Genomic DNA, 14,577 nt, shown 5'->3' on the forward strand with positions numbered 1-14,577 from the left:
TTTTCCTTTTCAATAGCCGGTTTTACGGTGGGTAGGCGAACGTAGGATAATCCCCGTTGAGCTTACCTAAATAGTATTTTATTACTTAAGAAAAAGAAGGAACCCTACTGCTTTGCTTTGAGCAGTAGGGTTCCTTCTTTTTCTTAAGTATTAACTGCTGCTTGCAGCATTTATATACAAAAAGAGCGGTGCCAAATATTTTAAATTAATAGTACAATTATTTATAAGAATAACAATCAATATTAAGTTGTCTTCAATCAAGATATGTCACTTTGAGATTATGTTCGAACTATGGGCTGTATGGTAAAAGTGTTTACAATGGAATTCACAAAAGAGAGTGATAAATCTCATTCAATACTAGGACACTCGAGGTTGGTTATGGATCAAGATAAACTTTTAATTAATATAGATTATATGCAATTAATAAGAAATTTGAGGTATGTTAATTGCTTATACGCATCAGCAAGATGATAACTGCATGCTGCAGATGTTTGCTTAGTAAATAAATTATTATATAATGATGATTTAATACTTAATGTGTGTGCTGAAAATTTAATCTTTTAAAATGATATAGTATTTATAATAACTGTTTGTGATATTAATTGTGAAACACAACAAGTAAATGTATTAATTTTGTCAGATTGTAAAACGGCATGTAAACAGCTGCTATTAAAACATTTATAATTTTTGCAATTGACATACTGCGTTAAAACTTAATAGCTCTTGTGTTGCTGCCAAGCTTATTAGTTAATAGTCACAAAGTAAAATCATCCACTACTCTACTTTTTTGAAACATCACTTTTCTTTCTTTAATCTATGAAACAATACTACTTAAGTAGTTGTCTGCGAAGACTTCCGACCCGTCTTTTGCTGCTAGCGCTTCTACTTTGGGTGCCAACTCTGAGTAAGGCGCAGGAGGCATACCAGATTCTTGAAACGATGGGTACTATATCGCCTTTCGAGACGATTGGTAGCGCGCAAGATGAAGGTGATTTTGACTACCCTGAGTTGACGTATTCAGGCAGTGCGCTAGGTTCCGCTGTTGGCGGAGGGCCAGCAGGCACAACGGCACCTGAACTAACCTTCGGTGTTGCTTCGTCAGCTGGAGGAAGCCAGGCTTTTCAGTCTAGCTCTAATGAAATTGACTTTGTAATTGCTGGTCTTTCTACGTCTAATTTAGTCGACCTCAATTTGAAGTTTAGTGTATTCGCTGGAACGGTACCGGGATCGGTGGGGCGTAATATCGCTAATCAGTTTAAGGTGCAGGTTAGCGGTGATGGAACCTCTTTCTTCGATGTTGCTTATACCGCAGCTGATAACTCCACATTAACCTATGCTAGCGGTTGGAAAGTAGTACAGGTAGACCCAGCTGACATTCCGGAAGTTGATGAGCTTTACATTCGATTTGTAAAAGTTGGTGGTGTAAACCGTCTTTTCCGGTTAGATGATATTGAAATAACGGGTATACAGCAGGGGATAGCGGTTACACCAAATGGAATTCTATTTAGCAATACTATAGTAGGTCAGCAATCTGGTGCCAGAACGATAACCGTTAGTGGTGCTGGCTTGACGGGTGCTATTACAGTAAGCGCTCCCGATGGATTCTTAGTGCGCACGGGCACAAATGCGTATAGCACAACCGCAACGTTACCGGCAGTAGGTGGAACCGTACCAAACACAGCGGTGAGTGTTGTCTTTGCTCCCAAGGAGGCTAAGTTGTATGATGCAACTATAACGCTTTCAAGCCCCGATTCGGAAAGCCGTTCAGTAACTGTTAGAGGTACGGGTCAAGCTCCTACGCCTCAATTAACGGTAGCACCCACCAGTGTTACCTTCAATGGTACTACTGAAGTAGGCCGTAACTCGGAGCCAATTGACTTCACTGTGAGTGGGGAAGCTTTAGCATCTGATGTAACCATTTCGCCCCCTGCTGCTAATTTTCAGATCAGACTAGGTAACACTGGTAACTTCACAAGTGCGCCGATCACGCTGAGCCCTACAATGGGGACACTTAGTGCTACTTTGTTACAAGTGCGCTTTGTACCGACTACTACGGGGGTTATCAATTCTTCCCTCTCGATCACCTCTACTGGCGCTACTACCCGTACCATCGGCCTGCAAGGGCGAGGCACCGCAGCTCCAGTTGGCCCCTCGGTTTTTGTTGATCCTGACAGGATAGACTTCCAATCCGTAACGGGTAGCGGATCGGCTCAAACGTTATCCTTTGAAGTGGGTGGCACTAATCTGATTGGATCCATTACTCTCGCTGGTAGCACTAATAATATCGTGTTTCGCGATGCTACCGCCGGAGGAAGCTTTATCAATGGCCCCATTGAAATTAGCCGTGACGCTAATAATGCCGTTATTCCTCGGCGTATTGAGGTTCGACTAATTGGCCCAGTAGCTGTCGGCAGATTTAGTGGGACTATCATTGCCAGCACGCCTACCACGGGCGGCTCAACTACGGCAACGGTAACAATATTGGCTAACAACACCTCAGCCGGTGAGTCAACTATCAACCCGTCTGCTAATCTAGTGTCCTTCTCTACGGTATCAAATGTGCCATCAGTAGCACAAACCTTTACCGTATCGGGTACGAACTTGCTATTGCCTATCACGATAAAAGCCCCCCAGTTTTTTCAGGTATCAACCCAGGCTGATTTTGCAGGTATAACCACAACTAGTAATTCAATCACGCTGCCATTAGTAGGAAGCAATGTGCCCCAAACTACGGTGTACGTGCGGTATCTTCCAGCCACTCCACGTAGCGAAGCAGGTGCCTTTATTTCTATTACTAGCTCACCAGCACAGGATGTATTCTTAGCCTTAACAGGTACCAGCATCCCGAATGTAGATGTGGATAACGCATTCACTAGAGCGGTAAACGTGGTTATCAATACGAAAACTACGGGTCAGAGCCAGAGGATTGTTGCGGAGCGTGTGCGTCAGGCAGTTACCATTTCGGTATCACCCGACTCAGATAACCCATTCAACCCAAACCGGACCCCACAGTTTGAAGTATCACTGAACAATGCAGACTTTGCCCCAACGGTAACGTTAACGCCTAATCCAAGCACGTTCCGTGTCGACCAACAAATATTCGTGCGTTACGCTCCAACTCGGGTAGGTGGTGCTTCAGCTAACTTGCAATACCAGAGCACGGAAGTTGACAATAACTCGCTGCAAACTTTAGCTGGAAATGGTATCCTGTTAGGTAATTCAATCGCAACCCAGCCAACCGAGGAAACTGTCTTTAGAGTAAGTCGGAGTGGTGATAAGGCAACAGTTTTCTTCGCCTTGCCGGCTAACTATGTCAGCTTGGGGTATGGAGAGAATCGTTTAATTGTCGCTAGCGTTAATGCTCAATTACCACCCAACCAGCAACCACTTGACGGTCGCGGTTATCAAACTGGTAACCAAGTATACGGCGCAGGCAATGAGGTAGCACCTGGTTATTTCGCTGTATTTGCTGGTCCAAACAGTCAAGCTACTATCGAAGGCTTGGACTTACGCCAGACGTACTACTTCTACATCTTTGAGTACAATAACTTAGGTGTAGGTAGCGCCGAAAATTATAAAACGCCAGCTACTCCAGAACCTATCAATGGAGTACCTGCGGTTGGTCTGCCGCTCCCCGTTGAGTTGATCTCTTTCACTGCTAAGCTGAACAAAAACCGCGTAAACCTTACCTGGGAAACAGCCAGCGAAAAGGATAACAAAGGATTTGAAGTACAGCGCAGTCAGGATGGAATTACTTTCACTAGCATCCTATTCAAAAATGGACAGGGTAATACATCAGGCAAAACAACTTACGTAGCTGTAGATGAGCAGCCTTTATCTGGCGTTTCTTACTACCGTCTGAAGCAGATTGATTTTGATGGTAAGACTAGCCTCTCATCGGTCGTCCGCATTGCTAATGGTGAGATGACAGAAATAACGATGTACCCTAACCCAGTACAGAATATTCTAAATGTTCGCCTGCCACATGCTATCAAAACCAGTGTGCAAGTAACTATCACTGACTTGGCCGGTCGAGTAGTTCGGACAGAGCAATTAGCTGCCAATGGTGAAGTAAACATGAACAGCCTCTCTAACGGCACTTACTTGGTAACAGTAAACGACAACGTGCAGAAGGTGACTCGCCGAATCGTGAAGAATTAATATTCCACGTATTTATAGAGCCCAACAGTTTTAGCACAATAAAAAAGCCCCCCAGAGTCTGGGGGGCTTTTTTATTGTGCTAAAACCAAATAGTGGCACGGTTTGAGACTTGCGCGGCATTGATTTAATCAAATTTGGAGATTGTTATTTTAAACTATTACATGAGCCTTATTACTTGTTTTTTACGTTTCCGCTCACAATCTTCTTTGATATTAGTGAGCATTTTATTCCTTTCCCTCATATCTAGTTTAGAAGCTCATGCCCTAACCTATACCTGGGTAGGCACAGGGGGCAATAATAATTGGAGTACGGCTAGCAACTGGGAACCAGTGCGCATTCCGGCATCTGACGACATCTTGCTCTTTGACGGAAATCGAACTGGTTCAGCCAATGTATTGGTTGATTTCGTTTCTCCTCAAACCATTGGACAGCTACGATTCATCAATAATATAGTAGTTGTATTAACTGTCCTGCCTAATGCGGACGCCACAGCAGCACCTCCAGCCCGGCAATTGACTTTAGCGGCTGCACTCACAGGTGCCAGTTTTGAAGTTACTACTGGTAGTTCAGTGCAAGTGAAAAGCCCGGAAGGCGTAAGATCCACAGCGGGTCTTGCCTTTCATTTAGGCACCGAGGGCACTGCTCTGATTGCCGGTAGCCTCATTTTTGGTAACAGTACCACGGCATCACTTACCAACGATCCGCATCAACTCTTATCTCTGAAAAAAGGAGTTGCCACTATTCAATTTGTTGCTGGTAGCGTTTTTAGAGCCGAAAGATTGTTCACTGGCTTTCCCTTCAATGACAGGGCTGAGTCCAGTGGGACAGTTGTTTTTCGTAATGGCTCTACCTACGATCATCGCGGGGGCAGTGCTCCCTTTGGAACAAGCCTACCTACAGCTCCAGTCACGATTTTTGAGAAGGGCAGTCGGTATACATACTCTGTAACGTCAACGACTGCCGGTCCACAATTATCGGGTCGCACCTATGGCTTTCTGGAATACAACCGCTCAACGACTGGTACGGCAATCGTGGGGGGATCTATCGCCGCTTCAAGTTTGCCCTTAACTATTCTTGATGACCTTCTTATCCTGACAGGCAATGTGCGCCTAAATGTTGCTAACGCAAATATAAAGGGCAACCTAGTATTGAATGGGGGTGCATTAGTAAATACACTAAGTGCATCTAACATCGCTTTTAATGGTAACAATAGCCAACTAATTACGAGTGCAGCTTCTCCGCTTATTCCCGTTTCGTTTGGCGACAACATCACGGTTACAATCGATAACGCTACTGGCGTAACGACCCAAACACCTACGCAAATAGCTAAATCTCTAACGCTGACTAAAGGCAACGTCGTTACAACCGCCGCCGGGTCACTTACCTTGACAGCAGGAGCTACTATTAATGGCCACGAAAACAGCTTCATAGTGGGTTCACTCACGCGAATGGTAGCCGCCAGCGGCAGCACTAGCCTCGACTTCCCGATAGGGTCCGCTACTGCTTACCGCCCCCTAACGCTGACTATAAACCATGCTGATGCCACTGAAGTGCGGTATACTGTTGAGCAAGTGAAAGGCAAGCCGATTGCCCGGACTTTCACGGGAGATATTAAGAAAGTATCGTCAGTTCGTTATTTCACCGTGACCAGAAGCTCACTCGCTACCAACTTTATTAATGGGTCTATTAAGCTGAGTTACGGATCCGATGATCAAGTGGATAGCGCAGAAAAGTTGCGTATCGCTAAATCTTCAGCCGATAACCAGAGTTGGGAGGACTTAGGTGGTACAGGGAGCGGAATCCCCGCGGGCACTGTCACATCCGTTACGCCTTTTGCCAGCTTCGGTACTTTTGCGTTAGCCAGCACATATGCGGAGTCTGTTGCAGGGAATAATCCGCTTCCCGTTAACCTTATCTCATTTTCGGCAACTTCCCGTACACAAGGTGTGGTTGTGCAGTGGGCTACTTCTATGGAGAAGAATAATGATGGCTTTGAAGTGGAACGCAGCTCCGAAGGTCGCCAGTTCGAAAGGGTCGCTAAGGTGAAGGGTAAGGGCCAAAGCACGCAGAAGCAAACCTACTGCATCATTGATGGCACGCCTTTGAGCAGTCTTACAACCTATTACCGCCTGCGCCAAATCGATTTCGATGGTATGGTAGCCTACTCGAATATTGTAGCAGTGAAAAGCGGGGCGGGAGATGAGCTATTTCCAAATCCGGCTCAGCGCCAGCTTACTTTTCAATTATCCTATAACGGCCTTGCTACGTACCGCATAGTATCGGCTACGGGGCAAGCGTTGCGTCAAGGTCAGACAACCACTGCAGCTACTACACTCGATATTTCGACGTTACCCGCAGGGCTTTATTATTTGGAAATAGAAAGAGCGCAGGGCCGGCAGGTGCATAAGTTTATGAAACAGGTAGAATAATGAGAGATGCCTGTTGTTGCTAGATAAATACCATAAAAAAGCCCCCAGACTTAGTCTGGGGGCTTTTTTATGGTATTTAAATACACTATACCGAGAAGCTTTCGCCGCACCCGCAGGTGCGAGAAGCATTAGGGTTATCAAAGTAGAAACCTTTGCCGTTCAGACCATCGGAGAAGTCGAGCTGGGTGCCGGCCAGATAAAGAAAGCTCTTCATATCGACCACTACACGCACGCCCTTGTCTTCAAACTCCTGGTCCATGGGCTTGACTTCGTTATCGAAATCAAGCTTGTAGGAAAGACCCGAGCAACCGCCACCTGCTACCGAGGCGCGCAGACGATACGTTTCGTCAAGCTGGGCATCGCGCATCAGGTGCGTTACTTTCTCCTTGGCTTTATCAGATACGGTAATCATGGGAATTGCCAGTTACGAGGTGTACAATGTCAATTATGGAGAGCCTGCTTAAAATAACAGGCTCTCCAAGCCTTAACAAATGCAACAGATTAATGGTGCGACTTGGCTTCTTCGAGGGCTGGCAAACCGTTCTTTACGCGGTAGTCGTTGATAGCCGATTTAATAGCATCCTCAGCTAGTACTGAGCAATGAATCTTCACCGGAGGAAGAGCAAGCTCTTCTACGATTTCCATGTTGTCGATGCTCAGCGCCTCGTCAACAGTTTTGCCTTTCAGCCACTCGGTAGCTAGCGAAGAAGAGGCAATAGCCGAACCGCAACCGAACGTCTTGAATTTGGCGTCGGTGATGGTGTTGGTTGCTTCGTCCACCTCAATTTGCAGACGCATTACGTCGCCGCACTCAGGAGCGCCCACGAGGCCGGTGCCTACGTTCTTTTTGCTTTTGTCCAGCGTACCCACGTTGCGGGGATTGCTGTAGTGGTCGATTACTTTATCGGAGTAAGCCATTATAGTAGAGTTGAGAAGTTAGAATGAGGTGTGAGACTAAACATTGATAACAGACAAAAGAGCCTCACTACTCGTGTCTCGATCTCAGGTCTAAATCAGTGTTCAGCCCACTCAATTTTGCTGAGGTCAACACCTTCTTTGAACATCTCCCATAGCGGAGACATCTCGCGGAGTTTGTTTACAGCCTCTTTTACGTGATTGATAGCATAATCGATCTGCTCGTCAGTGGTGAAGCGGCTTAACCCAAAACGGAGGGAAGAGTGCGCTAAGTCGTCGCTCAAACCTAATGCTTTCAATACGTAAGAAGGCTCCAAAGAGGCTGAAGTACAGGCCGAACCAGAAGATACAGCCAGGTCTTTCACGCCCATCATCAGACCTTCACCTTCCACATACGTGAAAGAAATATTGGTTACGTGGGGCAAGCGGTGCTCACGGGAGCCGTTCACATAGCTTTCTTCAAGCTCTAGCAAGGAGTTCTCCAGACGGTCGCGCATAGCGGAAAGGCGTTTAGCGTCGCTGTCCATCTCCAGACGAGCCAGCTCGCAAGCCTTGCCTAAACCTACGATACCAGGAACGTTGAGCGTACCCGAGCGCATACCGCGCTCGTGGCCACCACCGTCCATCTGGGCAGTAACTTTCACCCGAGGATTCTTACGACGTACGTACAAAGCACCTACGCCTTTTGGGCCATACATCTTGTGGGCAGTGAATGCCATGATGTCGATGCCGTCAGCCTGAACGTCAACTGGAATCTTTCCAACAGCTTGTGTGGCATCGCTCATAAACAGGGCGCCATGCTTGTGGGCAATAGCGGCGATTTCACGGATAGGCTGAATAGTGCCCGTCTCGTTGTTGCCGTACATGATAGTCACCAGAATAGTCTGGGGAGTCATGGCGGCTTCCAGGTCGGCCAGGCTGATAAGACCTTCGCGGTTTACCGGAAGATACGTAACCTTGCCGCCGATCTTTTCGATGTGCTTGCAGGTATCAAGCACAGCTTTGTGCTCAGTGGTAGCGGTAATGATATGATTGCCCTTCTGGGAATACATCTCAAAAACGCCTTTAATACCTAGGTTATCAGATTCGGTAGCGCCTGAGGTGAAAATTATCTCCTTGGGGTCGCTATTGATGAGTTGAGCGATCTGCTCGCGGGCATAGTCCACAGCCTCTTCCGCTGCCCAGCCGAAGGGGTGATTACGGGAAGCTGCATTGCCAAATACCTCAGTGAGGTAAGGCATCATGGCTTCCAGCACACGCGGGTCGAGGGGCGTGGTGGCGTTATTGTCGAGGTAAATAGGTAGCTTGAGCATGGCTCGAATTTCAGTGAGTCAACGGAAAACCAATGAGAGTCCAAAGGTAACTCAGTGGAGAATCATTCGCATCTAGAACAGCAAAACAAACAAACTGGTTTTACTTTGCGCCCACAAAAGTAGAGATATTCTAAGTAAGCTTCCTCACCCGTATCGTTTGCCCGCTATGTTTACAAATCTGGAGCACCTCGGCTTGGCCGTACACGACCTAGAAGCAGCCACTGCTTTATACAGCACGCTCCTGAATCAAGAGCCTTATAAGCAGGAACATGTGGCCAGTGAAGGCGTCGACACGGTTTTCTTTCGAGTGGGCGGATCTAAAATCGAATTGCTTGCCGGTACGACCCCTGATAGTGCCATTACGCGCTATCTAAGCAAGAAGGGCGAAGGCATTCACCATGTGGCATTTGAAGTAGCGGATATTCGGGCCACCATGGTGCGGCTGCGGGAGCAGGGTTTTACGCTCCTGAACGAGGAACCCAAACGTGGGGCCGATAATAAGCTCGTGTGTTTTGTGCACCCGAAGAGTGCAGCTGGCGTATTGGTGGAGCTGTGCCAGGAGATTGCTCCTGAGTAAGCGAAAAATCATTTCATCTCTTATTTCCTAGCTCTGTGGCTAATTTTCAGCAAGAAGTAGAAGCCGCTGTCGAGGCGTTGCTGTTCCAGCAAATCATTCTCTACCCGACCGATACCGTGTGGGGCCTGGGCTGCGACGCCGAGGTGCCGCGGGCCGTTGAGCGGCTTTATAAACTAAAAGGCCGGCCCGAGGGCAAGCCTAGCATAGTGCTGGTAGCCGATCTGGATATGTTGCGTCACTACGCTGCTGACATCCCCGCTGGCCTAGACCAAGCATTAGCCGAGCAAACTCGCCCTACCACCTATATTTTGTCAGCCAACCATCGGCTGGCCCCGCAACTGCTAGGTCCTGATGGTACCATTGGCATGCGCATTCCGCAGGATGAGTTCTGTCATAAGCTGGTGCGCCGGCTAGGTCACGGGGTAGTGTCTACTTCCGCTAACCTGGCTGGTGAGCCTACCCCGGCTACTTATGCTGTTGTAGACCCCAAAATCGTGCGGGCCGTGGATCATGTGGTGGGCTGGCGGCAGCAAGATGTAGCTACGGTTGCGCCCTCGCGAGTCGTACGATTTGGGGCAGATGGGCAGCTAGAAATAGTGCGCGAGTAGCTGCCCAGCCGAAAATTCGCCCCACAGCCCAACTGGGAGTGCTACCTTTGTGGCCTAAAATGCCCCCCAGTTGCTCCTATGAAGTCTCCCCAGCTACCTGATCTGCCTATTTTCCGGGTTATTGCCGAAGCCGCCGGAGAGTTAAATTTCCCAGCTTATGTAATTGGCGGCTACGTGCGCGACTTAGCTTTAGAGCGCCTCAGCAAGGATATTGACGTGGTATGCGTAGGCGATGGTATACAACTGGCGCAGGCAGTAGGTAAAAAGCTGCCCGGCCGGCCCCGCGTAACCGTGTTCAAGAACTTTGGCACAGCCATGCTGCCCACACCGGAGGTAGAAATCGAGTTTGTAGGAGCCCGGAAGGAGAGCTACCGGAGCGAGTCGCGGAAGCCGGAAGTAGCAGCAGGTACTTTAGAGGAAGACCTGGCGCGGCGCGATTTTACCATCAATGCTTTGGGCTTGAGTCTAAACCCCAAAGATTTTGGGACGTTGGTGGACCGCTACGACGGTATGGGCGATCTGCAACGCAAAATCATTCGCACGCCGCTCGACCCAGATATCACCTTCTCTGACGATCCGCTACGCATGATGCGGGCTGTGCGCTTCGCCACTCAACTCGACTTCGATATTGAACCCGATACCTTCGATGCTATTGCCCGCAATAAGGAGCGAATTAAGATCGTGTCGCAGGAGCGCATTACCGATGAGCTGAACAAGATAATTTTGGCCCCCAAGCCTAGCTATGGTTTCAAGCTACTGTTTCAAACAGGCTTGTTGCAGCTGATTTTTCCCAAGATGGCTTTGCTTCAGGGAGTAGAAAAGGTAGGCCAGCACGCCCACAAGGATAATTTTTACCACACGCTGCAAGTGCTCGACAACGTAGTAGCCGCCGGTGGCGACTTGTGGCTGCGGTGGGCTGCTATTCTGCACGACATTGCAAAGCCTGCTACCAAGCGCTTCGACCCCAAAGTAGGCTGGACTTTTCATGGCCACGAAGACCGCGGTGCCCGATGGGTACCCCAGCTATTCACCGAGCTTAAGCTGCCCCAGGGCGAAGAAATGCGCCAAGTGCAAAAGCTTGTGAAACTGCATCTGCGCCCGATTGCTTTAGTAAAGGAAACTGTAACTGATTCCGCCGTGCGCCGCCTGTTGTTCGAAGCCGGCGACGACATAGACCGGCTCATGCTGCTCTGCCGGGCCGACATTACCAGCAAAGACCACCAGCGCAAGGAGCGCTATTTGCGCAACTTTGGCGTGGTAGAGCAAAAGTTGAAAGAGGTAGAGGAGAAGGACCACCTGCGCAACTTCAAGCCGGTTATTACCGGTGAGGTAATTATGGAAACCTTCAATCTAAAGCCCTCCCGCGAAGTGGGCGAACTGAAAGAAGCCGTGCTAGAAGCTATTCTGGATGGCAAAGTGCGCAATGAGCTAGCTGAAGCTTTTGCCTTTTTGCTAGAGCTAGGTAGGGCCAAAGGCTTAACATCTACCCAGTCATCAGCTCCGCAATAGATAAATACGAGGCATGAGGGGCAATTTTAAAATTGCTTCCTATCTATAGAATGAGGCAAAATAAGCTAGACCAACAGGTGTAGTACGGAGTTAATTTACTTCAAACCTGCCAGATCATCTGCTGTTGCCTTGCGCCCCAACTCGCTACCTTCCGGGGAGCAAGTGGCTAGGATAGGCTCAAAAAAGTTTGAGGAAGCCTCTACCCTCCCAGTTGCAGCTCGGATTGGGTAGAGGGCTTCCTCAGGGTCCACCTTTCACTCACTTAGACCCTAAAATCTATTCACTCAATAAATAGATGAAGGTTACAGGCACAGGGTTGCCCGATCGACACTTTTTTATTTAAAAAATTATCCTTCGGCCATTCTTCTGCAGGCTGATTCCAGCCATGTGTTAGGCTCTGGGGGGCTTTTTTATTCGTTGATGCGCGTGATGCGGGAAGCTCCCACGTCGCTCACCTTTACACTGTTAGGATTGCCGGTATACTCAATCACGCTGGCGCCAACAGCATCGGCACGCAAGCTTTCTTCTACCCGCAGGCGGGCCTTGCTCATACCGGCCAAATCGATGTCGGCAGAGCGGGCGGTAAGACCAGCGGCGGCTAACTCGCACGCGCCGGCACCATCTACGTTTAGCGACTCCACGCGGCCCCTCACGGTGGTGCGGCACGCGCCAGCCAAGTCCAGATCGAGGGTCTGGTAATCGCCCACCAAGCGTAAGTGACTAGCACCTGCTTGGTCTACTTCGAATTTCGATTGGTTTTGGAAGCCAGCAACGTCGGCGCGTACGGCACCAGCCAACTCCAGCTTTTCCAGCGTTGGCATAGTGATCGTAATCAAGACCTTGTCCTGATCACGGCTCCAGTCACCGCCAAATATGTTGCGGCGGCGCGAGCGAATGGTCAACTCCCCACCGCTGCGCTCCACCTTCACATCTCTCACGCCCCTTGATCCGCCAGCCGCTTCTACCCGATAAGTATCACCGGGGCGAATAACTACTCGATAAGAGCCTAACACACTCACTTGGCGGAAGTCGTCCTCACTGTAAGTCTCTCGAGCAGAGCCGTATTCATCTGCATTGGTAGAGAAGCTAGGAGCCCCGCCGTAGTCCAATGACACATTAACGTCGCCATTCTCCTCATTCTCGTCAACGTCGATATTGAATTCACCTTCTTCGTCGGTGCTCTCGTCCGTATCGATGTTTAGCTCCTCGGGCGTGCAATCCACGCATTCGAAGCGGTTGCCTTTGAGGCGATAGAGGTGCTGACTCGCATTTTCAGGGATATTATCACCAACAAAGCTGTTGCTGCCGAACCAGCTGGCCGTGCCATCGCCAAGGCGGAAAGTGCGGTTGCGAGGCAATTTGAGCGTTACGCTCACTTCCTGATCGCGGTAGCGTGCACCCGGACGATAAGAAAAGTGGTCATCAAAGATCAGCGTGGTGTCGTTTAGCTGGCGTACGGTATAAGCTATGGTCGAGGTAGCCGTGCTGCGAGCTTCCTCTTCCGTAGGCCCTTCTGCCCGAAAGGTTTTGTCAACGGATACTACCTGGTTGCTATCCACCGCTGCTATCCGAGCATTTACCCATTGCTCATGACTGTGGTCGGTGCCGCGGATGTCGAGATAGATGGTGGAGGCACGCATGGTCGGAAAGCTCTGGTTAAGAGTCACATCAGCTTCCTCCTGAAACTCGTGGCTGATACGAGCCGCCGCTATTGACGAGCCAACTACGCCGAGGAGCCACAGCCCAAGCAGGGTCAAACCAACGGTGCGAGTAAGTACTGAGCGACGGAACAGCAAGCCTAGGCCAGAGAGCAGTAGGGCCAGGAAGGGAATGGCTGCTGTTAGATAGAAGGCAAAAAGCGACCAGACAGGGAGACCATTGAGCAGCACGTGGGCTGGCATATCACCGGTGACAATGCTATTCGTTTCAGGAATTAAGCCCAAGCCAATGCCAAGAGCGATGGTCAGACCCAACAGCATTGAGAAGCCGATGATAACTAGCAGAATGCCCGCAAAAATCCGAATCAGGGTTCCCAGGAAGTTGACCAAGGGGCGCAAGTTACGCGCCAACTCTTCAAGAAAAGTCCCTACCTGCCGTCCGCTGCCGGATACAGCACCTGCCTCGAATGCATTGTTACGCAAACTGTTATCTATGCCCGAAAGGGTTACCGCGTCGCCGCGCATGCGCATCTTTTCCGACACGGTACGGGCTTCAGGAATCACAATCCAGAGCAGAATATAGAGCAAGAAGCCGAAGCCCGTGAACAAGCTGAGCACGAACAGAATGCGAATCAAGGTGACATCAGCTTTAAAATAAGCCGCTAAGCCTGCTGATACGCCACCGATTTTACCGGTATCGGTGTCGCGGAAAAGCTTGCGCTCGCCGGTAGCCTCGCCACCACCTATACCGGTGCCCATAGGCTCGGGCAAGTCATGGCGCTTAGGCAGGGTTATCCATAGAATAATGTAAGCCAGCAAAGTGAACCCAGGCAGAGCTCCTACAAAGTCGCCGAAAATAGGCGAGAAAAGAGAGGCCAAAGCTAGCAAGCGCACCCATACAGCGTTGATGCTGAAGTAGTGGGCTAGGCCAGCACATACACCGGCTATTTTCTTGTTGGTAATGTCGCGGAAGAGGCGACGAGGCTCAGTCGCTTCGGCTGTGGCCGTTGCGGTGGCTGCGCCGGCACTGGTGCCAGTGCTGTTATAAGAGTACTCGGGGCGAGCATATGTGCCAGCCGCAGTGCCGCTATCAACAGCTGAGGCCAGCAGATCTTCATCGTCCATGGCATCGTCGGCGGCCTGAAAGTCGCGCACCCGGCCCATTTTGGCAGTCATGGCCTCCACATCTTCTAGGGAGATAACCTGCTTAGTAGGAGAGAGGCGAGCGCCAAATAGCTCGGCAATGCGACCTTCGATGTCGGCCACGATTTCCTCGTGCCCACGGTAGCCGCTAAAGTGGGCTTTAACCTCTGCCAGGTAGCGGCTCAGTACGTCGTAGCCATCTTCCTCAATGTGGAAGATGATGCCCTGGAGGTTGATGCTGATGTTCTTTTTCATCTCAGTGCT

Annotated in this window: 9 protein-coding genes; 5 read left to right on the forward strand and 4 right to left on the reverse strand. The window is 49.5% G+C overall.

What is annotated here, in order from left to right; translation table 11 throughout:
- Nucleotides 1–816: 816 nt before the first annotated feature.
- A complete protein-coding gene (locus ACW9KT_RS07335; protein ID WP_457078876.1) occupies nucleotides 817–4,161 on the forward strand; it encodes a T9SS type A sorting domain-containing protein in 3,345 nt (1,114 codons plus the stop codon).
- 134 nt (nucleotides 4,162–4,295) lie between these two features.
- The gene (locus ACW9KT_RS07340; RefSeq protein ID WP_457078877.1) at nucleotides 4,296–6,590 is read left to right on the forward strand and encodes a T9SS type A sorting domain-containing protein; all 2,295 of its coding nucleotides are present in this window, start codon (nucleotides 4,296–4,298) and stop codon (nucleotides 6,588–6,590) included.
- Nucleotides 6,591–6,675: 85 nt separating this feature from the next.
- On the opposite strand, the gene ACW9KT_RS07345 is transcribed toward ACW9KT_RS07340, so the two are convergent.
- From ACW9KT_RS07345 to ACW9KT_RS07355, 3 genes are all read right to left on the reverse strand, one after another.
- A complete protein-coding gene (locus tag ACW9KT_RS07345) occupies nucleotides 6,676–7,002 on the reverse strand; it encodes a HesB/IscA family protein (RefSeq protein ID WP_457078879.1) in 327 nt (108 codons plus the stop codon).
- Between the two features lie 89 nt (nucleotides 7,003–7,091).
- Nucleotides 7,092–7,508: a Fe-S cluster assembly scaffold IscU gene (iscU, locus tag ACW9KT_RS07350; protein ID WP_084446771.1), complete on the reverse strand. Its 417-nt coding sequence runs from the start codon at nucleotides 7,506–7,508 to the stop codon at nucleotides 7,092–7,094.
- 95 nt (nucleotides 7,509–7,603) lie between these two features.
- On the reverse strand, nucleotides 7,604–8,818 hold the full coding sequence (locus tag ACW9KT_RS07355) for an IscS subfamily cysteine desulfurase (RefSeq protein ID WP_457078882.1): 1,215 nt from the start codon (nucleotides 8,816–8,818) through the stop codon (nucleotides 7,604–7,606).
- A gap of 166 nt (nucleotides 8,819–8,984) precedes the next feature.
- Here ACW9KT_RS07355 and mce point away from each other — a divergent pair, with 166 nt between their 5' ends.
- The 3 genes from mce to ACW9KT_RS07370 all read left to right on the forward strand — a co-directional run bounded on the left by mce (nucleotide 8,985) and on the right by ACW9KT_RS07370 (nucleotide 11,512).
- Nucleotides 8,985–9,395 carry a methylmalonyl-CoA epimerase gene (gene mce, locus ACW9KT_RS07360; protein WP_457078883.1) on the forward strand — a complete coding sequence of 137 codons (411 nt, stop codon included), beginning with the start codon at nucleotides 8,985–8,987 and terminating at the stop codon, nucleotides 9,393–9,395.
- 35 nt (nucleotides 9,396–9,430) lie between these two features.
- On the forward strand, nucleotides 9,431–10,003 hold the full coding sequence (locus ACW9KT_RS07365) for an L-threonylcarbamoyladenylate synthase (RefSeq protein ID WP_457078885.1): 573 nt from the start codon (nucleotides 9,431–9,433) through the stop codon (nucleotides 10,001–10,003).
- Between the two features lie 78 nt (nucleotides 10,004–10,081).
- On the forward strand, nucleotides 10,082–11,512 hold the full coding sequence (locus ACW9KT_RS07370; RefSeq protein ID WP_457078887.1) for a CCA tRNA nucleotidyltransferase: 1,431 nt from the start codon (nucleotides 10,082–10,084) through the stop codon (nucleotides 11,510–11,512).
- Between the two features lie 410 nt (nucleotides 11,513–11,922).
- Here the strand turns inward: ACW9KT_RS07370 and ACW9KT_RS07375 are convergent, their stop codons facing one another.
- Entirely contained in the window at nucleotides 11,923–14,568 is a 2,646-nt protein-coding gene (locus ACW9KT_RS07375; protein ID WP_457078889.1) for a PspC domain-containing protein, read from the reverse strand.
- Between the last annotated feature and the right edge of the window lie 9 nt (nucleotides 14,569–14,577).

The organism is Hymenobacter sp. HD11105, from assembly GCF_054051685.1.

Excerpts from the sequence above, each read along its gene's own strand:
- ACW9KT_RS07335 (WP_457078876.1), top strand. The coding sequence starts at position 817 with ATGAAACAATACTACTTAAGTAGTTGTCTGCGAAGACTTCCGACCCGT.
- ACW9KT_RS07345 (WP_457078879.1), bottom strand. The coding sequence starts at position 7,002 with ATGATTACCGTATCTGATAAAGCCAAGGAGAAAGTAACGCACCTGATG.
- iscU (WP_084446771.1), bottom strand. The coding sequence starts at position 7,508 with ATGGCTTACTCCGATAAAGTAATCGACCACTACAGCAATCCCCGCAAC.
- ACW9KT_RS07355 (WP_457078882.1), bottom strand. The coding sequence starts at position 8,818 with ATGCTCAAGCTACCTATTTACCTCGACAATAACGCCACCACGCCCCTC.
- mce (WP_457078883.1), top strand. The coding sequence starts at position 8,985 with ATGTTTACAAATCTGGAGCACCTCGGCTTGGCCGTACACGACCTAGAA.
- ACW9KT_RS07370 (WP_457078887.1), top strand. The coding sequence starts at position 10,082 with ATGAAGTCTCCCCAGCTACCTGATCTGCCTATTTTCCGGGTTATTGCC.
- ACW9KT_RS07375 (WP_457078889.1), bottom strand. The coding sequence starts at position 14,568 with ATGAAAAAGAACATCAGCATCAACCTCCAGGGCATCATCTTCCACATT.